Here is a 25,674-nt window from a genome sequence, read left to right as displayed (position 1 = left end):
ACGTAAACATAAAAAAGCCAGCTCAAAGCTGGCTTTTTAATGACGTCTAGCTAACGCATTTAAACGTTTAAATGCGGATTTTAGTACTGTACTGTTAAAGTATAGTTACCCGTATAAGAACCATCGATGTATGGGTCAATATCAGCTGGCTCTGTAGAAAGTACACCGCCTAAAATAAAGCCGACCTCACCGTTTACGTCTGTTTGTAAGTCAGTAGTACCTGCGTCCAATGTTTCACCATCGTTGATACCGCCAACAATTTGAGTAGTAGCGTCATCGAAAAGTACTGTAAAACCAGGCGCAGTTGATGGTGCGCTAGCATTGACAAGTCTTACGCCACCTACATCATAATCACTGATAGTCAAAACAGTAAATGGTGCAGCGTTGGTTACGGCATATTGACCAGGCGTACCTGCGACTAGAGCAGTTATTTCAGCTTCACCGGTTGTGTTACTAGTAGTGGCTGGTGAACCGTCAGCTGGAACGGTATATGTAGCCGCAGTCGTAGTAGTCGCTACAGCATCCTGAGAAACTCTTAATGTTCCAAAGTTAATGGCTGCGACTTCAGTTAATGTAAATGCGTTTTGAACAGTCACAGTTGCTGTTGACGTTACGTTTTCTTGAGCCACTACTGCCGTTGAACCAACTGCAAGCGTAGCTGCAAGTACTGCTGTGGATAAATGATTGCGTTTAAACATGGGATATCTCCGATTGTTTTTAAATAAATCTGACATTGTAACGCAAGAAAACTCGCGACAACTCTGTCCAACCAAAACAGCTACCTTTAGCCGTTTTGTATTAGGGTAATTATTGCCCTTCAAAGTATCTATCGGCGCTCCAAAATATTTCTATAATCTTTTTTTTAAAAAACTTAAAAAAAAGTGTGTAGTCCCAGTAAAAACATACGGTAAAGAATAGGTTGCTGATAAGTATTATGTCCTTCTGAGCCATTAACACAGCATCCAGCCATCTATTTTAGTTGTCTGATAGAGCTTTCGACATAAAAAAACCAGCCCATTGGGCTGGTTTTTGTTTTATTTAGTCTGTTTTAGCTAGATGCTGCGCTCAGCCAGTGTTTTACCAAAAAATTCTTGTATACCTAAAAACCTTACCGTTATAGGTTTATTGCTCATGTACTTGCTGGTTTGTAATTCGATGCTCACATTCCTTTCTTTTAATTCATGAAAAATATTCACACCATTTACAACACCAACTTCAATTTCTTCTCCGCTGTCATTTTTCTGATAGGCCACTATTCTGCCAGCAACACTTTGCTGGTTTGTTTTCAGAACTCTTAAATCTAGCATCAGTTTGCCGTTCTTGTGTGTTCTTCTTTCAAGATTGCTAATAGCTATATTTGGCTCTTGTTGCGAGTTTCTTAGAAAAACAGGAATAGTGTAACTTAGGAATACGTCTAACTTTAAGGACATACCCTCTCGGTTTTCATTAGCTTTTTCGTCGACTTCAGGTAGCACAGTGAATTTCAAGTGTGAACGATACTCTGGTGCGTTCATACCTGACTTGCGGCGTGCTAGTAACTTAATCGTTTGTCTTTGTCCGGGTTCAAGGGATACTTGCCTAGGTGAAAACCTAATAAACGGACTTGCAATATTAAAAGTAGACGCTTCGCTCTCAGTGAGTTTAATATAACCTCCCTCAGTCACTGCTTTCTGTTCAACAAACTCAACACGATAGGTTCTGCGTTTATTGCTAGTATTTATCAATTGAACTTCTTTTACACGCTCTCTCTCGCCAAAAGCGATTCTAGTTGGCGAAATTAACAAATCCGCATAAGCCTGAGTAATAGGGCATAACAATAAAACTACCATTGCTAACTGAGTGACTCTATTCAACATGTTTTAATACCTCTTAATAATTTAAATCTATTCTTAACTGCCCTGCATACTGAGCATCTACAAATTGAATACTGCCAGAGCCTGATGTTTGAATCGTGCCTCCGAAAGTAAACTCTTCTTCGCCCAAACTATTGGTACGCACCGTAGGCGGCACATTTACCGATGTAAAAACAAAGTATTCTTGAGAAATTTGACCTGGATTAAGTACTGCTGTAATGACCACTCCGTTTACGAACACTTCAATATTCCCAGGATAATTACTGAGTCTAATAGCACCCGGGTTTCCCGGTGCAATAATTGCAAACCCTCCTGAGATCGAAATATTACCACTCTCATCTATTGCATAAGTATGCGCTGAAGTATTATCTAAAACAGCCACAATGCCAAAATTAAGCGCTTGCGTAACTTCAACATCCGCTTTAATTTTTGTACTAAAGAGAGAAATACTCACAGCAATGATTAAACAAACAATGAAATTCATTATAGCTGCTCTATATTTTTGCCCGCGAATTTTGTTACTGCGCAATACTGACCAGAGTCACGTAATTTTTTACACGCGCTTTGAGCTTCAGATACGTTTATATATGGCCCAACGCGCAAGCTTTGATAATCAACGCCCTTTACTGTGACACTTGCAACTAATGGCTGTTTTCCACAGAGTACTTCCTTATGTTTGCTCATTAACTCCTGCCAACCTTTTTCAACATAATTTTTGCTTTTGTAAGATACTAAGTGAATGGCATTGTCCCCAACACTATTTAAGTTAACCGAACATTCATCGGTGCTTCCAACTAGATTTGCAACACTTGTCTCTTGAAATTTCGATATCGAAGCTCCTTGCTCTTGAGTTGAGTTGTTGCTGAGTCGCTGTGCGATATTGGCATTGCTTTTGAACGTTGTTGGTTGCGCATTGTTAGGGCTCGATGTGGATGCATAGCCAACGATCTGGTTTCTGTTTACGGAAGAACTTACCGGTGCAGATTGGCTGGAAAATTTATTACTGCTTGTCAGATTTCTTTGGATTGGCCTAGCACTCGCCACCTCTACCTCTTGTGACTGCGCAGGCTTTGCCTCTGATGATTTAGCTAATGCCCTCAGTTCTGGCGGCTGCATGGAAACATTAGGTTGCCCCGTCAGTGAACGACCACTTATATCGACGTAATCATTAGTAAAAGTTTGAACATTCGACATATTTTCAAGCTCGCTGAGTAGGAAGCTTAACTCACTCTCTTGTTTAATTAAGCGGATAAGACCAGGTTTTAGCTCTTCCCATTCCTGCATTTGTTTGACCATATCGTTTAGTGTCGCCTGATTGCCATTGTATTTATCATTATCATTACTCACATTGCTACTTGAGGTGAAGTCACTAATAGAGGAGCAACCTGAAAGCAAGAGTGCTGAAATAACGATTCCGGATGCAAGCTTACTGTGTCTTATATTCATGGTGCTTTCCTCAATTTATTGACTGCCAATTTTTTAACGCTCGATGATATATGCCTATACTCAAGCATTTATAATGCCAATTCTTTATTTGTAACTATTAAATGCCGAGACTTCACAATTAATACCAAGCATTTGCGCTTTTTTGCATTCAGATTGTGCCAACTCGATATTTGGTAAGTAAGCTAAAGCTAAGGTTTGTTTGTTATCTTTTTCAATAATAAACGGCGCCACTTTCTCAAAATAACGGGTTTTGTATTTTCTAGTTACTAACAATGCATATGCATGTAAAAACTCACTCTTAGTAAACTGGCCAAGTGAGACTAAATACCCTGTCGTTTTTTTCTTCTGTCGTATCGACATTTGCACGTCCGAAACCACCATGCCACCGTTTTTAAGATCAATAGTTTTGTTCGACTGATCATAAAGGTTATTACTTTCCATGGACTCCTCGGCAACTCGCAATTTATATTTACCTGGCTTTATGGCCGTGAACAGAAAATATCCATCAAATTCTGTTTTAGTTTTCTTTACAACCCGTCCATAAGAATTCACTAACTCTAACTCGATATATTTACCAACAATATCATCACCATCCGCTGTCAATATATTCAGACTGCCGTCAACTTCACTGCCATGAAGGATTGGATAATCAATTGAATCTATGAAACCTGCCCTAGGAGTAATCGATATACCTTCTATAGCGGGGATCATAAATGGGTCAGGTAAACTATCTTGCTTAATAATGATGTCTGTTGTTTTCTGATCTTGTAAAGACGTTAGTGTTGCCAGACCGTTTATATTTGATACAGCATTAGAACGGGATTGAACTGAATCAACTTTAACCCCTTCAAGTAAAGGTTCACCTGGGTCATAACGTAAGTTGGCATTTTGGTCTTCAAATATTCTAATAACGAAGCTACCTGAATTCGCTAAACTACGATTTGAATTAAAGGTATCTAGGGCTGTAGGCACAGCTCCAATACTAAAACGAGCAAAGAGACTAGCAAACCAATTTTCATTAGAATCATATGAAACTCTAGTCGCGAGGTTAAATTGGCGTTTTGACCAGTCGAAGTCTAAAGTCGCTCGATCGATATCAGAGATAACAGAATGGTCTAAAGTCAATTTAGTTCGCATACTTTCGCCAATGTTCATACTAAACTGACCAGAATAATTTGTGGGCTCAAAACTCTCAGTTGCGTCATAAAGTGCCTGTACTCTAGCAAACACAGGCCCAATATTTCGCTGCATCGCAAGAGTTCCAGTTAAGGTATCTACAGCGTTATTTGCAGACTCTACTTTAGAATAATTCAGTGAGTGATTGGCCGACATACCTAGAAAGTTTAATCCTATAGAATTCTTTAAATCATAAACCTTAGTCCCTAAACCATTGTCAGTGGCGCTCAAGACGTTCTGATAAGATGCTCTAAAGCTTTTACTTGAAACTAATGGACCGTTATTTAACAAACTTAGTCGATGCGAAAGGGTATTATCTAAAATCGTATCTGGTTTCTGCTGATATGCTTGATATGCCAAACGTATTGCATGCTTCCCAATTGCTGTTCGCGCGTTTATGTCGAAACGAAACTCATCATCAGTGTCACCAGAAAGATCAAACCCCAAAAGGACGCTATCACTAGCTCGATAGTTACCGCCCACGGCCAATATATTGAGTGAATCATCACCAAAAATAGTAGAATGGCCAAAGCGAATCCCAAAATCTCTCGATAAACCTTTACTGTATTCTCCAGTTAACGCATAGCCAGTGTATTCTGGCTCTGCAATTGTACTTTGGGAAAACAATGTTTCACCTAAATCAACGAGAGACAAATCATAAGTCCACTCTTTATCTAAGCTTGTGCTGCTATCGATTAATTTTTCATAGGTGTTACTAATAACTTGTCCTTGAGGACCATATTGAATTATTTCAAAACTGTTTTGACCGTAATTTAGAGGTACATCATCAAATTCATACCTTCCATCCATAACATTTAGTTCTTTGTCGATTAAAACGCCATTTCTATAGAGTTCTACATCCCAACCTGGCAATATAGCGTCCGAAAAGGATGTGACTTCTAAATCTTTAATCGTATTAAGACTGCCATTAGTAATGTAGATACCACGAGATTGTGCAGAAATACTTCGACTGCCGAGGCGAACTGGTGTGACATCGCCAAATTGAAATCTACTTGCATTCAAAGGCCCAAGTAAGCCTTTTGCTTGAGAAGACCGACCAGCAGTAAACCTAGCATCCGTTAAACCATTTTGATCATTTCCAGCAACAAAAAAGCGCGTCTCAAGCAAAGCAATGTCGCGTGAGCCAAGAACACTGTAGCCTGTTGAATTGATATTTTCTGAAAAGTTGGAGTTTATTTGAATATCTAGTGCTTGGCCTGACAACAATTCTACTGATGAACGTCTGTAGGGCATAACTGGATATGGAGAAGCTCTATCTCTAATTGTTCGGGACTCGCGGGCTAAACGCACTTCGAACGGAAATTGATAGTCGGCGGAAATAAGTAAGCTCTGATTCGTTTCATCCACTGAAAAACTAATGCCAAACCACCTACCTACCTCGTCAATTTCAACCTGAAGTAATCCATCGACTATGCTGTAGTTGTCTTGGTTTAGTTGAAATGATTTGTCAGTAGTTTGAACAGTAAATTCATTTGAATTTTCAGAATTACTCAATAAAAATAGATTGCTGTCCTTAAGGTACCAGCCTTCATAAGCGTAGCCACTGCCGACTTGTTCAATCGGGAACTCAAGTACCTCAAATAAAGCATCTAATTCGGTTTGATAGCCTGTGTTACTTTTGGTGATTAATATTTCAGAAAATTTGTATTTACCAATCCTGACGGTAACAATAAGTTCTTCACCAACTTCAAATCGTGATTCAGTTGCTTGTGCTTCTTGAGAGGTAGAACTAAGTTCTTGAGCTGTCGAGCTCAAGCTTAGAAAGCTAAGAAAAAATAATATTATTAAATATCGAATCATGAGAACACCAATCAAGACTAATCAGTGTTCTCTCAGCAAGGATTATGCCAAGAGGGTAAGGCCCTCAGCGTTATAAAAAACCTCTCTAAGGGCCAACAAGCGCCAACAATATTCCAGCAGCAACGGCAGAACCTAGCACACCGGCAACATTTGGCCCCATAGCATGCATTAACAGGAAGTTATGTGGGTTTGATTCTAATCCCACTTTATTGACCACGCGGGCAGCCATAGGAACGGCTGAAACTCCGGCAGCACCGATTAGAGGATTGATATTATCTTTGCTGAATTTATTCATCACTTTGGCCATTAGGACACCAGATGCTGTGCCAATTGAGAAAGCCACCGCTCCCAAAGCCAAAATACCGAGTGTTTCAACCGTCAAAAATTTATCGGCACTTAATTTAGACCCAACGGCTAAACCAAGAAAAATAGTCACAATATTGATGAGTTCATTTTGTGCAGTATTGCTAAGGCGTTCTACCACACCGCACTCTTTCAACAAATTACCAAAGCAAAACATGCCCACTAGAGGCGTTGCTGCAGGTAGGAATATTAAGGTTAATACCAACACAGCTAAAGGAAAGATAATCTTTTCTTTCTTTGATACAGCTCTAAGCTGGGCCATCGGTAACTTGCGTTCTTCAGGTGTCGTGAGTGCTTTCATAATCGGCGGCTGAATAATAGGCACCAATGCCATATAAGAATAAGCGGCAACCGCAATTGCCCCTAATAATTCAGGTGCGAGTTTAGACGCCAAAAATATGGCAGTCGGACCGTCAGCACCACCAATAATGGCGATCGCAGACGCATCTTGCAATGTAAACTCGAAACCAGGAAGTCCATTCAATAAAATAGCGCCGAACAAGGTGGCAAAAATACCGAATTGCGCTGCAGCACCTAACAACAACATACGAGGATTAGCGATCAGCGCGCTAAAGTCTGTCATTGCGCCAACACCCATGAATATCAATAAAGGGAAAACTCCCGTATCAACACCAATGTAGTAAATATAGTGAAGTAAGCCTCCCGCTTCGCTAAAGCCTGCTAATGGAATATTAGTTAACAGAGCACCGAAGCCTATAGGAAGTAATAATAATGGCTCAAATTTGCGTACAATGGCTAAATATAGCAATCCAAAGCCAACTAGCATCATCACCAATTGACCAATTTCAAAATGCGGGATAGAAGTACTTTCCCAAAGTAATAATAATTTATCCATGGGCTTATCCGATAACCATCATTGCTTCACCAGCTTGGACGGAGTCACCTTCTTTGCAAATCACTTGCTGAACAACGCCGGAAACGCTACTTCTTACCTCGGTTTCCATTTTCATGGCTTCTAATATAAGAATCACATCGCCTTCATTCACCTGTTGACCTTGTGCAACCATGATTTTAAATATATTGCCTGATAAAGGAGATACTATATCTGTCCCCTCTCCACTTGAGCTTACTTGCGTTGACTGTTCGTTAACCGCCCCGGCACTAGAAATATGGCTCACTTCGCCATTATCAGCTACTTCGACATGATAAACCTGACCTTCAACACGCACTTTGTAAGCGGCTGCATCGCCGGAAAGAGGCTCAGCACTAGTTGCATCAACGACAGGTAGTTCTGTTGTAGGAACAGGTTCAAATGCACTTGGGTTATCTCGATTCTCAATGAACTTCAAACCAATTTGCGGGAACAGTGCATAAGTGAGAACGTCATCAATTTTATCTTTTGCGATACGGAGTGATTTTTGCTCTGTCAGTTCATCCAATTCAGCTTCTAATTTTTCTAATTCTGGTTCGATGTTATCTGCAGGGCGACAAGTGATAGGTTCCGCACCTTCTAAAACCCGATCTTGTAATTCTTTATTAACTGGTGCCGCTGTCGCACCATATTCACCTTTCAGGACACCAGCGGTTTCTTTGGTGATGCTTTTGTAACGCTCTCCTGTGAGAACATTCAGCACAGCTTGTGTACCAACAATTTGCGAAGTAGGTGTGACTAAAGGAATAAAGCCAAGATCTTCACGCACTTTTGGTATTTCAAGAAGCACTTCATCAAACTTATCTTCAGCTCCCTGCTCTCTTAGCTGGCCTTCCATGTTGGTCAACATGCCGCCAGGAACTTGAGCAATTAGGATTCGTGCATCCACGCCTTTCAATGAACCTTCAAACTGCGCATACTTTTTACGCACTTCGCGGAAATAAGCAGAAATTTCGGCAAGCTTTTCAATATCCAAGCCAGTATCACGGTCGGTGCCTTCAACTATAGACACCATTGTCTCGGTTGCAGTGTGTCCATAAGTCATGCTCATAGAAGAGACCGCCGTATCTAGCATATCAATACCGGCATCAATGGCTTTTTGGTAGCTTGCAGTGCTTAAGCCAGTTGTTGCATGGCACTGCATGGCAATTGGCACATTAACTGTTTCTTTGAGGCCTGATATAAGTGCTTCGCAATCATATGGCTTTAATAAGCCCGCCATGTCTTTAATACATATTGAGTGCACACCCATATCTTCGAGACGTTTTGCCATATCTAGCCAAAGCTGCAGGTTGTGCACTGGGCTTACTGTGTAAGAAATTGTACCTTGAGCATGCGCGCCAACTTTAATTGCAGATTTAACGGCAGTCTCAAGATTGCGAACATCGTTCATCGCATCAAAAATACGGAATACATCAACGCCATTGGTATGAGCTCGCTCGACGAACTTCTCGACGACGTCATCGGCATAATGCCTGTAACCAAGTAAGTTTTGACCACGCAACAACATTTGTTGCTTCGTTTTAGGCATTGCTGCTTTAAGCGCGCGAATACGCTCCCAAGGATCTTCACCTAAATAGCGAATACAAGAATCAAAGGTTGCTCCGCCCCAAGATTCCACAGACCAATAACCAACATCATCCAATTTAGCTGCGATAGGAAGCATATCTTCTAAACGCATGCGCGTTGCCAGCAGAGATTGATGCGCGTCGCGCAGGACCAGTTCGGTGATTTTTAATGAATTGGACATAATGTGTTCCCTATGGCTTTAAAGTTGTATGTCTGTGCGTATGAACAGCTGCGGTAATAGCTGCTGCTATTTGAGGGCTCACTGACGATGTCGCTTTATTATTTGTGTTTGATTGATTTTGAGTGGGGCGATGACGGGGAGATGCCTGCACAATTTCTGCAGAAGGAAATTTGCGACAATACCATGCGATTGCCTGTATGCCGCCAATCAACAATATTAAGAATGCAAATACCACCGACATACCAACGCCGAGTAAAACGCCTGCTTCTGCTAATTGCTCGGTCATTTGTGTTGGCATAGCTGTTCCTTTTTAAATACTTCGAAAATCAAGCTAGCTTAAATAGCATGAGGCTAAAGTAAATACAATCTAAAAACGTTTCAAACGCGCATAAAAACCTATTTTTATGCACTCATTCGATATTATATTTAATTTTTATGCAATTTTTACGAATTTTTAACAACTTATTAAACTCAAAAAGAATTATATCAAGCTGACTAGGTATTATAACCGTACTTATCAATAAAGTACTTCAAATCAGGGATATATGGCTTCAATTGCTCTTCATATTTCTTCCATTTATATTTCGAAGATTGATAAAGAGGTTGATTAGTTTGACCTCTCGAAGCACTGGTTACATATTTTTCGCCTGCGTGTGTATGAAAGTTCAAATAAGTATTATCTGCTTTGAATCCAATGAAATCGAACACCTTCTCCATTTCACCAGCCAAATCTTCAACCAAGTCCTCATATTTTACACAATGAACCTTTATGCCTAATTCTTGTTCATACCTTTCCAACAATGTAAAAGTTGAAACATAGTGAGCCACAATATCTTGCATACTTAACATATGGGCATTATATGAATTCATAGTGAAATTTTGTTGTAAACAACTTAAGCAAACATCTAATGGATGCCTTATGGTGAGAATTAACTTTGCACCTGGAAATAATTTTTTGATTAGAGGCAATTGCTCCGTAAAGTGTGGATTTTTTTCCACAACAATTCCTGATTCTGGAATTGAGTAACCTTGCTCATTCTCGATGATATCAATATATCGCTCACGTAAAATCACTAACTCTTCATCGCTTAGGTTCCAAATGTCTTTTGGGTGCTTTTTACCAAAATTTTTCATGACGTTTGCAGCAGATGGCAGTATTTTCCTTTCACTGAGAACCAGCAAATTAACTTGAGTATCAAGTACATTATCTAATAAGGTAGTTCCTGATCGTGGAAAACCAAAGATGAATACATAATTTTTTCCCTCTTCACCTTGCATGAAGTCACTGCTGTTCTGAAGCTTTGGAATTAGTCCTTTATATTCACTATATCTTTTTTTAGCTTTATTTAAATGTATTTTTATAGAAGCATCTCGAGACTTACGTATGCTACCAGCCGTTTCCCAAGCATTGAATGCCGACGCGTAATCCCCATTGCTATGAAAAACTTTCGCCAACAACTGTTGATGTCTTACTGATTTATTGGAGTCAGCATGCATTTGTAGTGTTTCAAGTGCCTCAACTATCTTATTATCTTTTAATAAACCATCCACTCTGTTCGATAAAACAACAGTTTGAAACTTTTTCTCATACTTCTCACACGCAATCTCTCTCAAGTCGTCGACACCTAAACCAATTAGGTAATCTATGAAGGTAGCAAACTGTTCTCTATCTAATTTTTCAAGCTCTAAAAATAACTTTCTTACTCGTTCCTCCACAAGTAACTTGGAACCAAACTTCGAGGCACTTTCTAACAATAGCATTTGCGCCTCAATAGAATGCCTTTCCCACCCTAGTGCTTTTGGTGCTAGTTTTTCAATATTAACCAAATGATCTCTCAATGAGTATAGTTTGAGAAGATGTATTAGACTTTCACCATTACTAACTGAACTGTTTTTTGCAATCGACAATTCAAAGTAATGTTCTGCACTCGCTGCATCTCCTAAATTAATACAGCATCGCGCCATGCTATTGGCAATTTCGACAACTTCAGCAGAATCATTTGTTTCAGTTAGTAGCCTTTTACCAATAGGGAGACATTTTTGATATTTTTCTTCCTTGAGCAAAATGGCAAATTCTAACTTTCTTTTTGTAAATGAATTAGCTTTTATCTTTTTGAGGCTCTTTTTAGCACTAGAAAAATTGTTTGCATTAAAATGCGCTATTGCTTGTTCTAATTCATCTGGCACAGTTTCATATTCCTTTGCTCATTTTGCTATTGGGAAGAGTGATATAAAACTAGAATAAACCATGTACTTGTTCTATTCAACAGAGCATAAGAAGCAGAATTATCAAGCTAGTAGAAGAATAGAAGCCTCGATAAACAAAGTGCTCAAATGAATAGACTGAAGTTTTTCAAACTTTTAATTAAGCAAAAAAAAACCTCAGCTTTCGCTAAGGTTTTTAATCAGCCTCTAAGGCTGTGATATGGCGCGCATGGAAGGATTCGAACCTCCGACCGCCTGGTTCGTAGCCAGGTACTCTATCCAGCTGAGCTACATGCGCGTAGTATTTCTATCGTACTGTGTTAAATCGAATGAGCTTTCAAGCTTACTCTTATTAACGTCACATTTATACCATTAAAGAATGGCGGAGAGAGAGGGATTCGAACCCTCGATAGGGCTATAAACCCTATACTCCCTTAGCAGGGGAGCTCCTTCAGCCACTCGGACACCTCTCCTAAATGTGGGGCGGAAGTTTACTGAATCGATAGTATAAGTCAATGCTTTTTTAGCAACTTATTCGCTATTTTTGATCGATTGTCAGTTTTTTAACCAACTCGCCCTATTTTACCTGCCTAAAAAACAAAAAACTCAGAATGACCTGAGTTTTTCGTGCCGCTTTTAAGCGGCGTTTATGAGAATGAAAAAGTTAGTCATCGTCTCCGACAGCAGCTTGGTTTCCTTTTTCTGCTTGAATCCTCATGTAAATCTCTTCCCTATGAACTGAAACTTCCTTCGGTGCGTTAACACCAATTCGTACTTGATTTCCTTTGACGCCTAAAACAGTTACCGTGACATTGTCACCTACCATTAAAGTTTCCCCTACGCGTCTCGTCAAGATAAGCATGTTGTCGCTCCTTTTAGTTTAGATCTGATTCATAGCCTAATATCTGAGTTCAGATATTATATTTGTAAGACATTGACCATTAACAAGATCAAATATACTTTAATTAATTGATTTAAGCCAAGAAAAATCCAATAATTTTTTGTTTATTTTTTAAACAAAGCCATTTTAAATGAATTTTATGCTGTTCATTTCACTAGTAAACTTTGGCTACTCTTTTTTCATGTTATTTTCAAGCCAAGTATTCACAGAGGCTAAGGCCTTATCAAGGTTTTCTGGCTGGGTGCCACCCGCTTGTGCCATATCCGGTCGACCTCCACCTTTTCCTCCAACTTGGCTTGCCATGTGGTTAACTAACTCACCTGCTTTGAATTGCCCCACCAAATCTTTTGTTACGCCAGCAATCAGACTTACTTTACCTTCGTTAGCAAGCCCTAATGCAACAACACCGGATTGCATTTGGTTTTTTAAGTCATCCATCATGCCACGCAGAGCTTTTGCCTCAACACCTTGCATGTTAGCTACGAGAAGCTTAATACCCTCAACTTCAACAACGTTTGACATGATGTCTTTACTCTTCTGACCAGCCATCGACTGTTTAAGCTGTTCAAGCTCCTTTTCTAAGGACTTAGTATGTTGCAGTGCCGAAGACACCTTTTCCACAACAGAAGCTTTATCGGACTTCAATAGGCTAGCAATATGATGAAGTTTGTTTGATTCATCATTCACAAAATCCTGAGCCATTTGACCAGTAGTCGCTTCTATACGTCGAACTCCAGATGCTATACCGCCTTCGGAAGTGATTTTTAATAAACCAATATCACCGGTTCGTGCAACATGTGTTCCGCCACACAGCTCGGTTGAGAACTCGCCCATTTTTACAACGCGCACCTTTTCATCATACTTTTCACCAAACAGCGCCATCGCGCCAGACTCTTTAGCTTCGTCCAGATCCATGAGCTGAGTAGTCAATGCGTGATTCAAACGTATTTCAGCATTCACTAAATTCTCAATGTCAATCAATTGCTCAGAAGATATAGATTCAAAATGCGAGAAGTCAAAGCGTAATTTTTCAGCGTCTACTAATGAGCCTTTTTGCATCACATGCTCGCCTAACACTTGTCTCAATGCTGCGTGTAGCAAGTGGGTCGCACTGTGGTTTGCTTTGATTCGATCACGTCTAGCGCGATCTACGACTAATTCAACTTTATCGCCTACTTTAATAACGCCGTCGATAGACACTGTATGAGCAAATGCCTGGCCTAATTTCACGGTATCAAGAACTTTTGCTTTACCTGAATTTGAATTTATGAATCCAGTGTCACCCGTTTGGCCGCCTGACTCTGCGTAGAAAGGCGTTTCCTCTAAGATAATAATTGCACTCGCATTCGCTTCTTTAACGGCTTCGTTATCAACGATAATATCTATGACAGTTGATGAACCCGTCACTTCTGAGTAACCCGTAAACTCGGTTTTATGTTCTACACTTAGTACATTCGCATAGTCCGCTCCAAACTTACTAGCCGACTGTGATTTTGATTTTTGTTTTGCCATTGCTGCTTCAAAGCCAGCTTCGTCGATGGTCAAGTCTTGCTCACGCGCAACGTCATTGGTTAAATCGGCTGGGAAGCCATAGGTATCATAAAGCTTGAATACCAATTCACCAGGTACTTGTTTGCCCGATAGTTCTGCTAAAGCATCGTTTAGAATTGCCATGCCGCGAGCTAGGGTTTTTGAGAATTGTTCTTCCTCTACTTTTAATACTTTTTCAACCACCGCTTGCTGCTGCTTTAGCTCAGGGAAAGCTTCCCCCATTTCTTGCACGAGCGTATTAACCAGTTTGTAGAAGAAAATGTCGTCCGCGCCCAACTTATAGCCATGACGCACAGCTCGACGAATGATCCGACGCAGCACGTAACCGCGGCCTTCATTCGATGGCATAACACCATCACATATCAGGAAGCTACATGAACGAATATGATCCGCTATTACGCGCAATGATTTGTTTTCTAAATCTTCAGTACCCACTATTTTTGCAGCGGAGGCGATCAGGCTTTGGAATAAATCGATTTCGTAGTTGCTGTGCACATTTTGCAAAATAGCGGAGATGCGCTCTAAGCCCATTCCGGTATCGATAGATGGTTTTGGCAATGGCAACATATCGCCATTTGCTTGACGATTGAATTGCATGAAAACCAAGTTCCAGATTTCGATAAAACGGTCACCGTCTTCTTCAGGTGAGCCCGGAGGGCCGCCCCAAATATGCTCGCCGTGGTCGTAAAAAATCTCTGAACACGGTCCACAAGGCCCAGTATCGCCCATTGACCAAAAATTGTCAGAGGTTGAAATGCGAATAATGCGATCAGCAGGCACGCCTATTTTATTTTCCCAGATATCAAAGGCTTCATCATCTTCAAAATAGACTGTGACGAGTAACTTTTCTTTGTCGAGTCCTAGCTCAACAGTTAAGAATTCCCACGCAAACTTAATCGCATATTCTTTAAAGTAGTCACCAAAACTAAAATTCCCCAGCATTTCGAAGAAAGTATGATGTCTTGCGGTGTACCCAACGTTTTCTAAGTCGTTATGTTTGCCGCCTGCGCGCACGCAGCGCTGAGAAGAAACTGCTCTTGTGTAATTGCGCTGTTCCGCACCTAAGAACACATCTTTGAACTGGTTCATTCCGGCATTGGTAAACAACAATGTTGGGTCATCGTGTGGCACTAGAGATGAGCTTGAAACAAGTTGATGTTGATGTTTTTGAAAATATTCAAAGAAACTGCGTCGTAAATCGGCTGTAGAGCGTACCATTAATGTTCCTAAATCGTTCATATACGGGGAAAATGTTCTAAGGCAGAAGATATCATGTAAAAGGTGAGTTTGTTAACCCTCTCAGCCCTCTATTTCACTTATACTTCACTAAAATTTCATTCAAATGCATATTTAATTTGTTCCTGCGTAAAGCCACGGTATTGCAAAAAACGCATTTGCTTTTGTTTTGCCGCCCAGTCTTCGGGTAAATCAGCGCCGAATCGTTTTATACGCACAGCTTTTGATGATTCAAACCAATCGAAACCTTCGTCACCTACCAATGTTTTAACTGTGTGAAAATCGATATTATGATTATTTAGCTCTCGCTCAACAAATACTGGTCCTTTGCCCTTTCTGTAAGCGCCACGAACAACCGCTTCAGCGTATCGAAGGTCGCTTTGAATGTCTTTCTCTGCGAAGCGCTGAATCGTTTCATCAACCAAATCCTTATCTAAGGCCAGTTCAGCTAGCTTTTTACGCAACTCTGTTTGGCTATGCTCACGTCTTGACAGTAAACGAGTTAACTTGTGTCTAATGATCTTTGCGTCGTTATCTGACATAGTGATAAACATGCTTCCTAATAATTAAAATTTAACTATGGCCTTACATTGGCAACCCATTCTCAGTGTCGATGATATAACTCAACAACAATGGCAACAACTGTCCAATCATAAAACGGCCTATTCTACGCCCTTTTTAAGCTACGCTTTTCTGAAAGGACTAGAACTTAGCAAATGTGTAGACGGCGAAACTGGCTGGCACAGTTATCATATTGGTATTTATGATAGCGCAGCTAAGCTAATTGGGTTTATTCCTTCTTATTTAAAAACACATTCTTATGGTGAATATGTTTTTGATCATGCTTGGGCGAATGCATATCAACATCATCAGGTACCCTATTATCCTAAATTGGTCGCATGTATTCCTTTTACACCTGTAACAGGCAGTCGATTATTATTTGATAAGAATGCCCCATACTCATTTGAAGACATCAATACATTTGTACTTAACAATACAGATAATATTCTTGAATCTGCTCGTGCGTCATCATTTCACTATTTATTTCTGCCTGAGTATCAAAGCGAGTTAATTGCCCAAGACAAACTGTTACAACGCTTGAGCGTGCAATTTATTTGGAAAAATAAAGGCTATGAAAACTTCGATGATTTTATGCAACAAATGACATCGCGTAAACGTCGCTCTATTCGCAAAGAGAGAAAAGCAGCAACGCGCATATCCGATACCGAAAATGTTGTCATCAAGCGACTGTGTGCTGAGCAACTAACAAGTGAGGTTTTGGCTGACTTTTATCTGTGCTACCAACAAACATACTTGAAACGAAGTGGTCACACGGGCTACCTAAACGAAGCATTTTTCGACTATTTACAATCAAATATGCGAAACAACATTATGATTGTAATGGCCTACCATGCCGAAAAATGCATTGCCTCGGCGCTCTTCTTTTATAATGAGGAGCAATTGTTTGGACGTTATTGGGGGGCTTTACAGGAAGTTTCTGGCTTACATTTTGAGTGTTGTTATTATCAAGGTATTGAATTTGCCATCGAAAAAAAGCTACGACAGTTTAATCCGGGCACTCAGGGCGAACACAAGATTTTGCGGGGCTTTGAACCTACCTTGTGTTTTTCTAATCATTACTTGCAACATCCCGGATTTCAAAACGCCGTTGAGGATTTCTTGCAAAACGAAAGAATCGGCATTGAACAATACAAACAACAAGCTGAAAGCGTATTGCCATTTAAACAAGATTAATTTCCTATTCTTTCAGACACAAAAAGTAACGATTTAATTACGGACAAACTCGAGAAGCTCATTAAAATATTGGCACTGAGTTAAATAGCAGTTTAATTTGGTCTTCGTTCTGTATTGAATATCGTGACAGATTATCGTTAAAGCTAAACGGTGACCTATTCGGTATGAGCTATAAGACAATGCAGAACAAAGCTAACATAAGCTAACATAAGCTAACATAAGCTAAGCACTATAAAATCAATAAAAAGGGTAACCATGAAGAAGTCATTTATCACAATCGCAATTATGAGTAGCTTTGCGCTTGGCGCTTGCGATTCAACATCGAGTAATAGCCAAACTGTTAATCAAAACAAGCAAGCACTTCAAAACGAAGATTCACTATTAACAGCCAAAACAACAACGGCAAAACCTGAACTAGGTTCTTTTGGCATTGAGTTGTCGGCTCGTGATTTGTCAGTCAAACCTGGCGACGACTTTTTCATGCATGCCAGCGGCACTTGGTATGACAACTTCGAAATGCCGTCGGATAAAACACGCTATGGTGCGTTTTCACTTCTTGCCGATCGCAGCGAAGAACGTGTAAAACAAATTATCGATGATATAAGTGCATCGAAAGATTTAAGCTTTGAAGAACAACTTATCGCAAATTTTTATAATGCGTACATGGATGTAGAAACTATCAACGCATTAGGTTTAGAGCCAATCCAAGCTCTCATTGATCAAATTAATGACATTGACTCAGTGATTGATCTTACCTCTGTTTTCGGAAGTGCGTGGCTAACGGGAGTTTCAAGCCCTATCAATGCTGGACTTGGTTTCAATCGCTTAGACCCAAATGAATATCAATTATCAGTAAGTACTGGTGGACTTGGTCTACCTGATCGCAGCTACTACTTGACTGATTCTGAGCGCTTCGCAAAAATTCGCGCCGCTTATAAAGAGAATATTACGAAGATGCTTGCTTACGTAGGCGTTGAAGATGCGGCAAATAAAGCGGATGAAATAATAGCGCTTGAAACAAAAATTGCAGAAGCTCAATGGCCGCGTGAAAAACGCAGAAACCGAGACCTCACGCTTAATCAGATCAGCCGAAGTGAATTACTCAAGGAGTATGCAGGCTTCGATTGGGATACTTACTTTGCCTCTTCAGCCTATAAGATCCCTGAGCTAAACATTACGCAGCCTGAGCCGGTAAAAGACATGATCAAATTGGTGAATAGCGAACCATTGTCTGTATGGAGAAACTATTTGCTCTATCACGCAATGAGTAATAACGCAGGCATGCTACCTGAAGCTATATATCTCACTGATTTTGAATTCTACGGCACTGTGTTAAATGGTCAACAAGAACCAAGACCTCGCTGGAAACGAGCTATTTCAGCTATGTCTGGAACACAATCATTAGGTTTTGCTATTGGTAAAGTGTATGTCGAAAAGTATTTCCCTGAAAGTTCTAAAGAGAAAATGGCAAGCCTTGTTGAGAATTTACGTAAAGCCTTGGGTGAGCGCATTGATAACCTTGATTGGATGGGTGCTGAAACTAAAGTTAACGCTAAACAAAAACTAATGGCATTCCGCCCGAAAATTGGTTACCCGGACGAATGGCAATCATTTGAAGGTGTCTCAATTTCATCGAACGATCTTATTGGCAACGTCAAAACATTACGCAAGTTTTTCCATGCACAGAGTGTTGAACGAGAATTGCAAAAAACGGATAGAGAGCGCTGGGGTATGGCACCACAACGTGTGAATGCCTACTATAATAGCTCGTTTAACGAAATCGTGTTTCCTGCAGCTATTCTTCAAGCTCCGTTTTTCGACCCTAATGCCGACGACGCTGTGAACTACGGTGCAATTGGTGCCGTCATTGGACATGAGATGGGTCATGGTTTTGATGACCAAGGTTCAAAATCAGATGCCAATGGTATTCAACGTAACTGGTGGACGGAAGAAGACCGCGCAGCCTTCGATGAGAAAACAGACAAACTTGCCGCTCAATACAGCCAATACGAACCGATTGAAGGTAATTTCGTGAATGGCCGCAACAGCCTAGGCGAAAACATCGGAGATGTGGGAGGTTTAGCTATGGCTTATCACGCTTACAAATTGTCACTTAACGGTAAAGAAGCCCCTATTATTGATGGACTAACAGGTGATCAACGTTTCTTTTTAGCTTGGGCACAAGTATGGCGCGAAAAACGGACTGAACAGAGCATGTTGAATCAACTCCGCTCTGGCACCCACGCTCCTGGCAGGTTTAGAGCTCAGGCGCCACGAAACCACGATGCTTGGTATGAAGCATTCGATGTGCAACCTGGAGACGAACTTTACCTTGCACCAGAGGATCGTGTTCGCATTTGGTAGGACAAAAAGCGCCCGACAACTGATTGCTATATAGTCAAAAAAGGGCCGCATTTATAGATATAAAATGAACAATGCAGACCAGTCTATTAGATGGTTTGCATTTTTTTTAATTAAATTTATTTTTTTTAATCTTTTTGTAAAGAAATGAGACCAGCAAGAAACTTTGTATGCAATTGTTTTAATTGTATTTTTTATATTTTATAAATATAGCGAAGTGAAAAACCATAGAATCGAGCAAAAAACACACAGAAATGATGCTGTCAGATGTTTGACTGTTTCTACCACTTTGATTAAATTAAGGTGTGCAGAAAAAGCAACTGTCTTGTCTGACTGTTTTATGTATCAACGAATGCATCAGATAATCTGGTCATTCAATATGTGATGTAGTTACTGAGACATGTCTTATAATAAAAAGTTGCACATTTTGACCAAAAAACTCATTTTTGGATAAAACAATAATACTAATCGCTATAAAGCGGTAACAGGGAAACAATATGAATCAAAGCAACGACACTAAGTTGCATAAAGTATCATTAGCGGTATTAGTCGCTCTAGGATGCTTAGCAGCCCCAAACCTATACGCACAGGAAACTGATAGCCTTCTTGAAGAAGAAGAGGAAGAAGTCAAGGAAGTCGTAGAACGAATTTCCGTTACTGGTTCGCGTATCAAGCGTCAAGAATTTTCAAATGCATCTCCTATTCAAATCATTAGTGGTGATATTTCACGTGAATTGGGTATGTTTGACACGAGCGAAATGCTGCAGTCAAGCTCACAAAGCTCTGGTCAACAAATTGACAACACCTTTTCTGGTTTCGTTCTAGATAACGGTCCGGGTGCTGCAACAGTTGGTTTCCGTGGTTTAGGTGCTGCTCGTACATTGGTACTTATCAATGGTCGTCGTGTTGCTCCTGCTGGTGTGGGCGGCGCGCCAACATCTCCAGATTTGAACCTTATTCCATCAGTACTAATCGATCGTGTTGAAAACCTTTTTGATGGTGCTTCAACGGTATACGGTTCTGACGCAATCGCGGGTGTTGCTAACGTAATTCTTCGCTCTAACGTTGAAGGTTTCGATGTTCAAGCGACAGTAAGTGCTCCTAAAGATGGTGGTGAGCAAACTATTCTTTCAGCTATGTATGGTGTTTCGGGTGACAACTATTCATTCAACATCGCAGCTGAATATAACGAACGTCGTTCACAAACATTTGGCCAAAGCGAATTTGTTGGCGAATGTACTGAATTCTATTATGAAGGTGATGACGGTGAAATCTACACAGACTACCGTGGTATAGGTCCAAACCCTACTCCTCCTGATGCTTGTGATATTTTCCCATTATCAAACCGTATGAGTATTCCTTTCCACGGTAGTATCTACCGCACTGAAGGTTCTACTAACATCGGTATTCCAAACTGGAGTGACTCAACAAGTGGTCTAGCTAACGCACCATTCTTCGGTGACATGGTGACTGAAGTTGATACAAATGGCGATGGCATCATCGATAACGCTATTTGGGATGGTAACGGCGACGGTTTGTTAGACTTTAACTTCCAAGACCCGTTCTACAGCTTAGAGCGTTCTGACTACGTAAACACAAGAGACTGGGTAAGCCCGCTTAAGCGTTTGAGTATTTATGCAAATGGTGATTATTTGCTACAGGACGACAACGATACTCGTTTCTTCTATGAAGCATTGTATGCACAACGTGACTCAAACGTATTTAGCCCAGGCGGTCAATTGTTTGAATTTGTTGGTGCAGATAACCCATTCAACCCATGTGGTACTGATCCAATTAACGGCATTGATTGTCGTGCTGGCGTTGGTTTCCCATACGGTCCTCAAGAAGTACGTCCAATTATCAGCATTAAAGGCGATAGAGATACAAACGTTGTTGACGTACATCAGTACCGTGTAGTTGGTGGTGTTCAAGGTAACATCGGCGCTTTAGAAGACTTCGGTCAGGGTAACTGGTCATACGAAGTTTCTGCTATTTACAGCGCATCTAAAGGTGACAACAGCATCATTGGTATCAATGAAGCAAACTTGTTGAACTCATTAGATACTTCTGTACGTAATGACGATGGTTCTATTACTTGTGGTAACGGTTCTGACGGTTGTGTTCCTGTTAACTTGTTCTCTTCTAACATTTATCAACTGGGCGGTGGTGTATTAACTCCTGCAGAAGCTGGTTACTTGTTCGATAGCCGCGAGATTTCAACTGAAGTTAAGCAAACAATGCTGACAGGTTATATTTCTGGCGATGCATTCACTTTGCCATGGAATGACCAAATTGTACCATTAGTATTAGGTGCTGAATTCCGTAAAGACGAAATCATCACAGATGCTAACCCAGTAGCTGCTGAAGGCCTATTATGGGGTTACTTCTCAGATGAAGGTGCTGACGGTTCAAGAAACCTACAAGAAGTATTCTTCGAAACTGAAGCGCCATTGTTACGCGGTGAAGAGTGGGCTGAAGAGTTGACAGTAACGGCTTCTGGTCGTTGGACAAACGAAACTTTCTACGATCCTGAAACGACTTTCAGCTTGAAAGCGATTTATCGCCCAACTGAATGGTTCACTATTCGTGGTACACGTGGTACTTCATACCGTGCACCTAACCTACGTGAGCGTTTCCTAAACGGTACTTCAGGTTTTGCTAGCATCAGCGATCCTTGTGTTGTTCCTGATAGCGCTAGAATCTCTGATCCACTTGATTTGAATGCAAACGAAACTTACGATGCATCAGAAGATCAACGTGCACAGCGTATCTTAGACTCGTGTGTAGCAAATGGTGTTGATCCAACGTCACTTGGTCTACAAACAGATACTACTGACCGTTTCGGTGCAGGTACTTCTACTGAAGTTAGTACTGGTGGTTCCGATACATTGGCTGCTGAGCAATCAGTATCTGAAACTTACGGTTTCATCTTTGAACAGCCGTTCACTGATGCATTTGACTTAACACTTTCTGCTACTTGGTACGATATTCGTATCACTGATAGTGTTGCTGAGCCAAGTGGTGGTTTCATTGTTAGCAACTGTTACAACAACATTGAGCGTCCAGATGGTTCAAGTGCTTTCTGTGGTAGCATCAATCGTAACAGCACAACTAACCGCCTTGAGTCAGTAGATGCTTCGTTCATCAACATTGGTCTTGAAGGTTCTAAAGGTGTTGACTTCAACATCTTCTATCAACAAGATTTCGTTGTTGGTGAGAATGAGCTAGGTGTGACTTTCGATCTAATCGCTACTAAGCTTCAGTCTGCTGAGCAAGATATTCTTGGTCAACAGGATGATAACTTCGGCGAGCCTACTTATCCTGAATGGAGAGGTAATGCACGTGTGAACTTAAGCTACATGGACTTCAGATTTAACTGGTCAACTCGTTACATCGGTAAAGGTGAAGCGGATCAGCCAGCTGATTTTGATACCTACGCTCCATGTGACGGTTTAGACGTATTATGTCGTCCAGTTTACTACACTGACGATTACTACACGCATAACGCTTCAATCAGCTACAGCCAAGATAACTGGGCTGTAACTGTAGGTGTTAGAAACGTGTTTAATGATGCTCCACCTAAAGTTGATGATGCAGGCGTATTCTCCACGCGCAACATCCCACTAGGTGTTGGTTATGACTTGTTCGGCCGTACTGTTTTCGGAACGGTTAGCTACTCGTTTTAATTAAAAGCGTTACGTAATATGAAGGACTCTCTGGGCTTAGGTCCGAGGGTCCTTTTTTTTTAAAGAATTGTAGGAAGAATTATGTTTCTTAAACAAAAATTGATTGCAATATTTTCAGTCGCTATGCTCTTACCGAGCACCTTAATAGCGAAAGATTATGAACATTCAGATTTAATCGAATCCTTCGCGGTACTGCCTGCCTTACAACAAGTGTCTGTTTCTCCGGATGGTAAGAAAATTATCATCATGCGAGCGACATCAAAAGATGGTGATTATATTTTAGAGGTAAGACAAACCGATAAAATTACCGAAGATCCCGTGTTGTTCGGATCAGAGCACATGGAAATTCAAAGTGCATTTTGGCTAAATAATGAATTAATGGCTGTTAACTTCAGTCAAAATATTCAAGATGGTAACCGTAACTATTATGCGAGTAAGTTCGCTATCGTCCAAGCCGACGGTAAGGGAGACTGGCGTGTTCCATTTCCAAAAGACAACCAAGCAAGATTTAGTCTTATTTCTGTCCTAAGAGATGATCCAAAAAATGTATTGATTAGCTACGACATTAATGATGATCGCTTGCCTGATATTGTTAAATACAACATCTACAACGGCAGAACTCGCACCATTTTGCGAGCTAACACCAAACTTTCTAGTGGCTTTATTCCGGATAACAACGGCGAAATAAGAGCTGCCAACGCATATGACGCGAAAAATAATAGTCTTGACCAATATGTTCGCTTAACACCAGACGATGAATGGGAACTTATATTTAAGAACCGTGCAGAAAACCGTGAACAGTTTGACTTTTTATCGTTTTCTCGCGAAAACCCACAAGAAGTATTTATCAGCGCGAACCGAGGCCACGATACAACAGGTATTTACACATATAATATCGAAACTAAAGAGTACTCTGAGAGACTGTTTGGTTTAGAGAATGTGGATGTTGACGATGTTATTTTGAGTAACAAAGAAGCTGACAGAGGGCGCCTTCTAGGCTTTTCTTACGAAGGTAAGCATCCTACAGCTTATTGGTTAGATGAGTATGAAGAGAATTTAAGAAAAGCGATAAAAGCTGCATTTCCTGGAAAGTATGTTTCCTTAGCAAGTCGCTCTGAAGATGACAACCAAATTGTTGTTCGCACAAGCGCAAGTAATGACCCAGGTACTTACTATCTACTTAGTAACAAAAAAGATGTCAAAGTTATTGGCGAGCGTTTCCCTCTTATCGATAGAGATCTTCTTGGCGATGTTAAATACATTAAGTATACAGCTAGAGATGGTCTAAAAATCCCTGCTTACGTTACTATTCCAAAAGTTGGTAAGAAGCCTTACCCAACGGTTGTTATGCCACACGGTGGACCATGGGTGCGTGATACTATCATTTATGATGAATGGGCCCAGTTGTTAGCTAGCCACGGTTATATGGTCTTGCAACCAAACTATAGGGGTTCTACTGGCTTCGGTTTAAATCACTGGAAAAAAGGTGATAATAATTGGGGTCAAACGATGCAAGATGATAAAGATGATGGAGCTAAATTCCTTATTGATAAAGGTTTAGCAGATCCTGAGCGTATGGCTATTTTTGGTTGGAGTTACGGTGGCTATGCCGCTTTTGCAGCCTCAGTTCGTGAAAACGGACCGTTTAAATGCGCAATTGCTGGTGCTGGTGTAAGTGATATTAATCGCATTGGTGCTTCGCTATTTAACCGCGGCCGTTATGGACGTGTTTTCCAAGGAAAAACCGTGACCGGTTTATCTCCAATCGAAAACGCTGAAAAGTTAGCGATGCCCTTGTTCATTATCCATGGCGACATTGACCAACGTGTCCCAGTAGAGCAAAGTCGTTTGATGGTTGATAAATTAAAGTCATTAGGAAAACCGTATAAATACCTTGAACTAGAAGGTGCGGACCATTTCTATAACACACTTTATTATCGCCACAAGTCAGAGTTCTATCCTGCGATGATAGACTGGCTTGAAAACTCATGTTTTACCGATAGTACTATCGCAAAACAGTAAGTTAACACTTATATTGAAAGCCCCAATAAACCTTGTTTATTGGGGCTTTTTAACTTTGCCACACCAACATCATATTGTTTGCCGGCATATCGATACGCTCAATCAACGTAAGCTTTGGTGCCCAAGCAGCTAACTCATCAATATCACGATAACCTCCCCGTCCGTTTGCAATTAATTGCTCATGAAATGCTTGGTTGCTTTCACTAGTAAATTTTCCATTCACTTTAAAAGGCCCATACTGGCAAAATACGCCGTTTTTAGGTAAATGATAGTCAACTGAGTGCATTAGCGCTTTTATCTCATTCTCGAGCATAATGTGAGCTGTATTCGCCGTATATACACCGTCAAATTGCTCACCTGTGCTTGGAGACGTTTTTAGCCATTCATCATGATCCAATTTCAAAGCAAGGGGACGATGTAAATTCTCACATGGGTATTCGTCTAACCATTGATTAATTCCTGCGTGGTATTCTTTTTGGTCGGAACATTGCCAATGTAAATGGGGTAAATTTGGTGCGAAGAACACCGCATGTTGGCCTGTCCCTGAGCCCACTTCCAACACGCTCTTAGTTTTTGCGAACGCCTTTTTTAATGCGGCCAAAATATAAGGCTTATTATTTTCACAGGCTTGGCTGAACGGTTTATCTTCCACTTAT

General features: G+C 40.6%; 17 protein-coding genes and 2 tRNA genes. 4 read left to right on the top strand and 15 right to left on the bottom strand.

Features of this window, described 5'->3' with window-relative positions:
* Positions 1-80: 80 nt before the first annotated feature.
* The 14 genes from ACKLNX_RS13705 to ACKLNX_RS13640 all read right to left on the bottom strand — a co-directional run bounded on the left by ACKLNX_RS13705 (position 81) and on the right by ACKLNX_RS13640 (position 15,736).
* On the bottom strand, positions 81-698 hold the full coding sequence (locus ACKLNX_RS13705; RefSeq protein WP_412972780.1) for a hypothetical protein: 618 nt from the start codon (positions 696-698) through the stop codon (positions 81-83).
* A gap of 354 nt (positions 699-1,052) precedes the next feature.
* The gene (locus tag ACKLNX_RS13700; RefSeq protein ID WP_412972779.1) at positions 1,053-1,856 is read right to left on the bottom strand and encodes a molecular chaperone; all 804 of its coding nucleotides are present in this window, start codon (positions 1,854-1,856) and stop codon (positions 1,053-1,055) included.
* A 13-nt stretch (positions 1,857-1,869) separates the two neighbouring features.
* A complete protein-coding gene (locus ACKLNX_RS13695; RefSeq protein WP_412972778.1) occupies positions 1,870-2,337 on the bottom strand; it encodes a DUF4402 domain-containing protein in 468 nt (155 codons plus the stop codon).
* Positions 2,337-3,299 carry an SPOR domain-containing protein gene (locus ACKLNX_RS13690; protein WP_412972777.1) on the bottom strand — a complete coding sequence of 321 codons (963 nt, stop codon included), beginning with the start codon at positions 3,297-3,299 and terminating at the stop codon, positions 2,337-2,339. The genes ACKLNX_RS13695 and ACKLNX_RS13690 overlap by 1 nt, the downstream gene beginning before the upstream one ends.
* Before the next feature lie 84 nt (positions 3,300-3,383).
* On the bottom strand, positions 3,384-6,296 hold the full coding sequence (locus ACKLNX_RS13685; protein WP_412972776.1) for a hypothetical protein: 2,913 nt from the start codon (positions 6,294-6,296) through the stop codon (positions 3,384-3,386).
* An 85-nt stretch (positions 6,297-6,381) separates the two neighbouring features.
* Positions 6,382-7,515 (bottom strand): sodium ion-translocating decarboxylase subunit beta, encoded by a 1,134-nt coding sequence (locus ACKLNX_RS13680; RefSeq protein WP_412972775.1) that lies wholly within the window; start codon positions 7,513-7,515, stop codon positions 6,382-6,384.
* Positions 7,516-7,519: 4 nt separating this feature from the next.
* Positions 7,520-9,301: a sodium-extruding oxaloacetate decarboxylase subunit alpha gene (oadA, locus tag ACKLNX_RS13675; RefSeq protein ID WP_412972774.1), complete on the bottom strand. Its 1,782-nt coding sequence runs from the start codon at positions 9,299-9,301 to the stop codon at positions 7,520-7,522.
* Positions 9,302-9,311: 10 nt separating this feature from the next.
* Positions 9,312-9,599, bottom strand: coding sequence for an OadG family protein (locus tag ACKLNX_RS13670; protein WP_412972773.1), 288 nt, complete (start codon positions 9,597-9,599; stop codon positions 9,312-9,314).
* Positions 9,600-9,796: 197 nt separating this feature from the next.
* Complete coding sequence (locus ACKLNX_RS13665) at positions 9,797-11,488, bottom strand: sulfotransferase family protein (RefSeq protein WP_412972772.1); 1,692 nt, start codon at positions 11,486-11,488, stop codon at positions 9,797-9,799.
* A 239-nt stretch (positions 11,489-11,727) separates the two neighbouring features.
* A tRNA-Arg gene (locus ACKLNX_RS13660) sits at positions 11,728-11,804 on the bottom strand.
* A gap of 82 nt (positions 11,805-11,886) precedes the next feature.
* Positions 11,887-11,979 (bottom strand) — tRNA-Ser (locus ACKLNX_RS13655).
* Positions 11,980-12,170: 191 nt separating this feature from the next.
* Positions 12,171-12,368 carry a carbon storage regulator CsrA gene (csrA, locus tag ACKLNX_RS13650; protein ID WP_411694149.1) on the bottom strand — a complete coding sequence of 66 codons (198 nt, stop codon included), beginning with the start codon at positions 12,366-12,368 and terminating at the stop codon, positions 12,171-12,173.
* A gap of 207 nt (positions 12,369-12,575) precedes the next feature.
* A complete protein-coding gene (gene alaS / locus ACKLNX_RS13645; protein WP_412972771.1) occupies positions 12,576-15,176 on the bottom strand; it encodes an alanine--tRNA ligase in 2,601 nt (866 codons plus the stop codon).
* 116 nt (positions 15,177-15,292) lie between these two features.
* Positions 15,293-15,736, bottom strand: a complete 444-nt coding sequence (locus tag ACKLNX_RS13640) for a regulatory protein RecX (RefSeq protein WP_412972770.1) — start codon at positions 15,734-15,736, stop codon at positions 15,293-15,295.
* Between the two features lie 37 nt (positions 15,737-15,773).
* Here ACKLNX_RS13640 and ACKLNX_RS13635 point away from each other — a divergent pair, with 37 nt between their 5' ends.
* From ACKLNX_RS13635 to ACKLNX_RS13620, 4 genes are all read left to right on the top strand, one after another.
* Positions 15,774-16,949, top strand: coding sequence for a GNAT family N-acetyltransferase (locus ACKLNX_RS13635; protein WP_412972769.1), 1,176 nt, complete (start codon positions 15,774-15,776; stop codon positions 16,947-16,949).
* Positions 16,950-17,204: 255 nt separating this feature from the next.
* A complete protein-coding gene (locus tag ACKLNX_RS13630; RefSeq protein ID WP_412972768.1) occupies positions 17,205-19,313 on the top strand; it encodes a M13 family metallopeptidase in 2,109 nt (702 codons plus the stop codon).
* A 494-nt stretch (positions 19,314-19,807) separates the two neighbouring features.
* Positions 19,808-22,996, top strand: coding sequence for a TonB-dependent receptor domain-containing protein (locus ACKLNX_RS13625; RefSeq protein WP_412972767.1), 3,189 nt, complete (start codon positions 19,808-19,810; stop codon positions 22,994-22,996).
* An 81-nt stretch (positions 22,997-23,077) separates the two neighbouring features.
* Positions 23,078-25,018 carry an alpha/beta hydrolase family protein gene (locus ACKLNX_RS13620; protein WP_412972766.1) on the top strand — a complete coding sequence of 647 codons (1,941 nt, stop codon included), beginning with the start codon at positions 23,078-23,080 and terminating at the stop codon, positions 25,016-25,018.
* Between the two features lie 49 nt (positions 25,019-25,067).
* On the opposite strand, the gene ACKLNX_RS13615 is transcribed toward ACKLNX_RS13620, so the two are convergent.
* Positions 25,068-25,670, bottom strand: a complete 603-nt coding sequence (locus tag ACKLNX_RS13615; protein ID WP_412972765.1) for a DUF938 domain-containing protein — start codon at positions 25,668-25,670, stop codon at positions 25,068-25,070.
* Positions 25,671-25,674 lie beyond the last annotated feature (4 nt).

Origin of the sequence: Glaciecola sp. MF2-115 (genome assembly GCF_047250385.1) — a bacterium.
In the GTDB taxonomy this organism is placed as follows: domain Bacteria; phylum Pseudomonadota; class Gammaproteobacteria; order Enterobacterales; family Alteromonadaceae; genus Glaciecola.
The sequence above is the reverse complement of the archived record's forward strand: the minus strand, read 5'-3'. Positions and strand labels throughout refer to the sequence as shown.

What these genes read in the sequence shown, in the direction of transcription:
- ACKLNX_RS13625 (WP_412972767.1), top strand. Translation starts at nt 19,808, where the DNA reads ATGAATCAAAGCAACGACACTAAGTTGCATAAAGTATCATTAGCGGTA.
- ACKLNX_RS13685 (WP_412972776.1), bottom strand. Translation starts at nt 6,296, where the DNA reads ATGATTCGATATTTAATAATATTATTTTTTCTTAGCTTTCTAAGCTTG.
- ACKLNX_RS13700 (WP_412972779.1), bottom strand. Translation starts at nt 1,856, where the DNA reads ATGTTGAATAGAGTCACTCAGTTAGCAATGGTAGTTTTATTGTTATGC.
- ACKLNX_RS13630 (WP_412972768.1), top strand. Translation starts at nt 17,205, where the DNA reads ATGAAGAAGTCATTTATCACAATCGCAATTATGAGTAGCTTTGCGCTT.
- oadA (WP_412972774.1), bottom strand. Translation starts at nt 9,301, where the DNA reads ATGTCCAATTCATTAAAAATCACCGAACTGGTCCTGCGCGACGCGCAT.
- ACKLNX_RS13705 (WP_412972780.1), bottom strand. Translation starts at nt 698, where the DNA reads ATGTTTAAACGCAATCATTTATCCACAGCAGTACTTGCAGCTACGCTT.
- alaS (WP_412972771.1), bottom strand. Translation starts at nt 15,176, where the DNA reads ATGGTACGCTCTACAGCCGATTTACGACGCAGTTTCTTTGAATATTTT.
- ACKLNX_RS13680 (WP_412972775.1), bottom strand. Translation starts at nt 7,515, where the DNA reads ATGGATAAATTATTATTACTTTGGGAAAGTACTTCTATCCCGCATTTT.
- ACKLNX_RS13695 (WP_412972778.1), bottom strand. Translation starts at nt 2,337, where the DNA reads ATGAATTTCATTGTTTGTTTAATCATTGCTGTGAGTATTTCTCTCTTT.
- ACKLNX_RS13640 (WP_412972770.1), bottom strand. Translation starts at nt 15,736, where the DNA reads ATGTCAGATAACGACGCAAAGATCATTAGACACAAGTTAACTCGTTTA.
- ACKLNX_RS13635 (WP_412972769.1), top strand. Translation starts at nt 15,774, where the DNA reads ATGGCCTTACATTGGCAACCCATTCTCAGTGTCGATGATATAACTCAA.
- csrA (WP_411694149.1), bottom strand. Translation starts at nt 12,368, where the DNA reads ATGCTTATCTTGACGAGACGCGTAGGGGAAACTTTAATGGTAGGTGAC.
- ACKLNX_RS13670 (WP_412972773.1), bottom strand. Translation starts at nt 9,599, where the DNA reads ATGCCAACACAAATGACCGAGCAATTAGCAGAAGCAGGCGTTTTACTC.
- ACKLNX_RS13690 (WP_412972777.1), bottom strand. Translation starts at nt 3,299, where the DNA reads ATGAATATAAGACACAGTAAGCTTGCATCCGGAATCGTTATTTCAGCA.
- ACKLNX_RS13620 (WP_412972766.1), top strand. Translation starts at nt 23,078, where the DNA reads ATGTTTCTTAAACAAAAATTGATTGCAATATTTTCAGTCGCTATGCTC.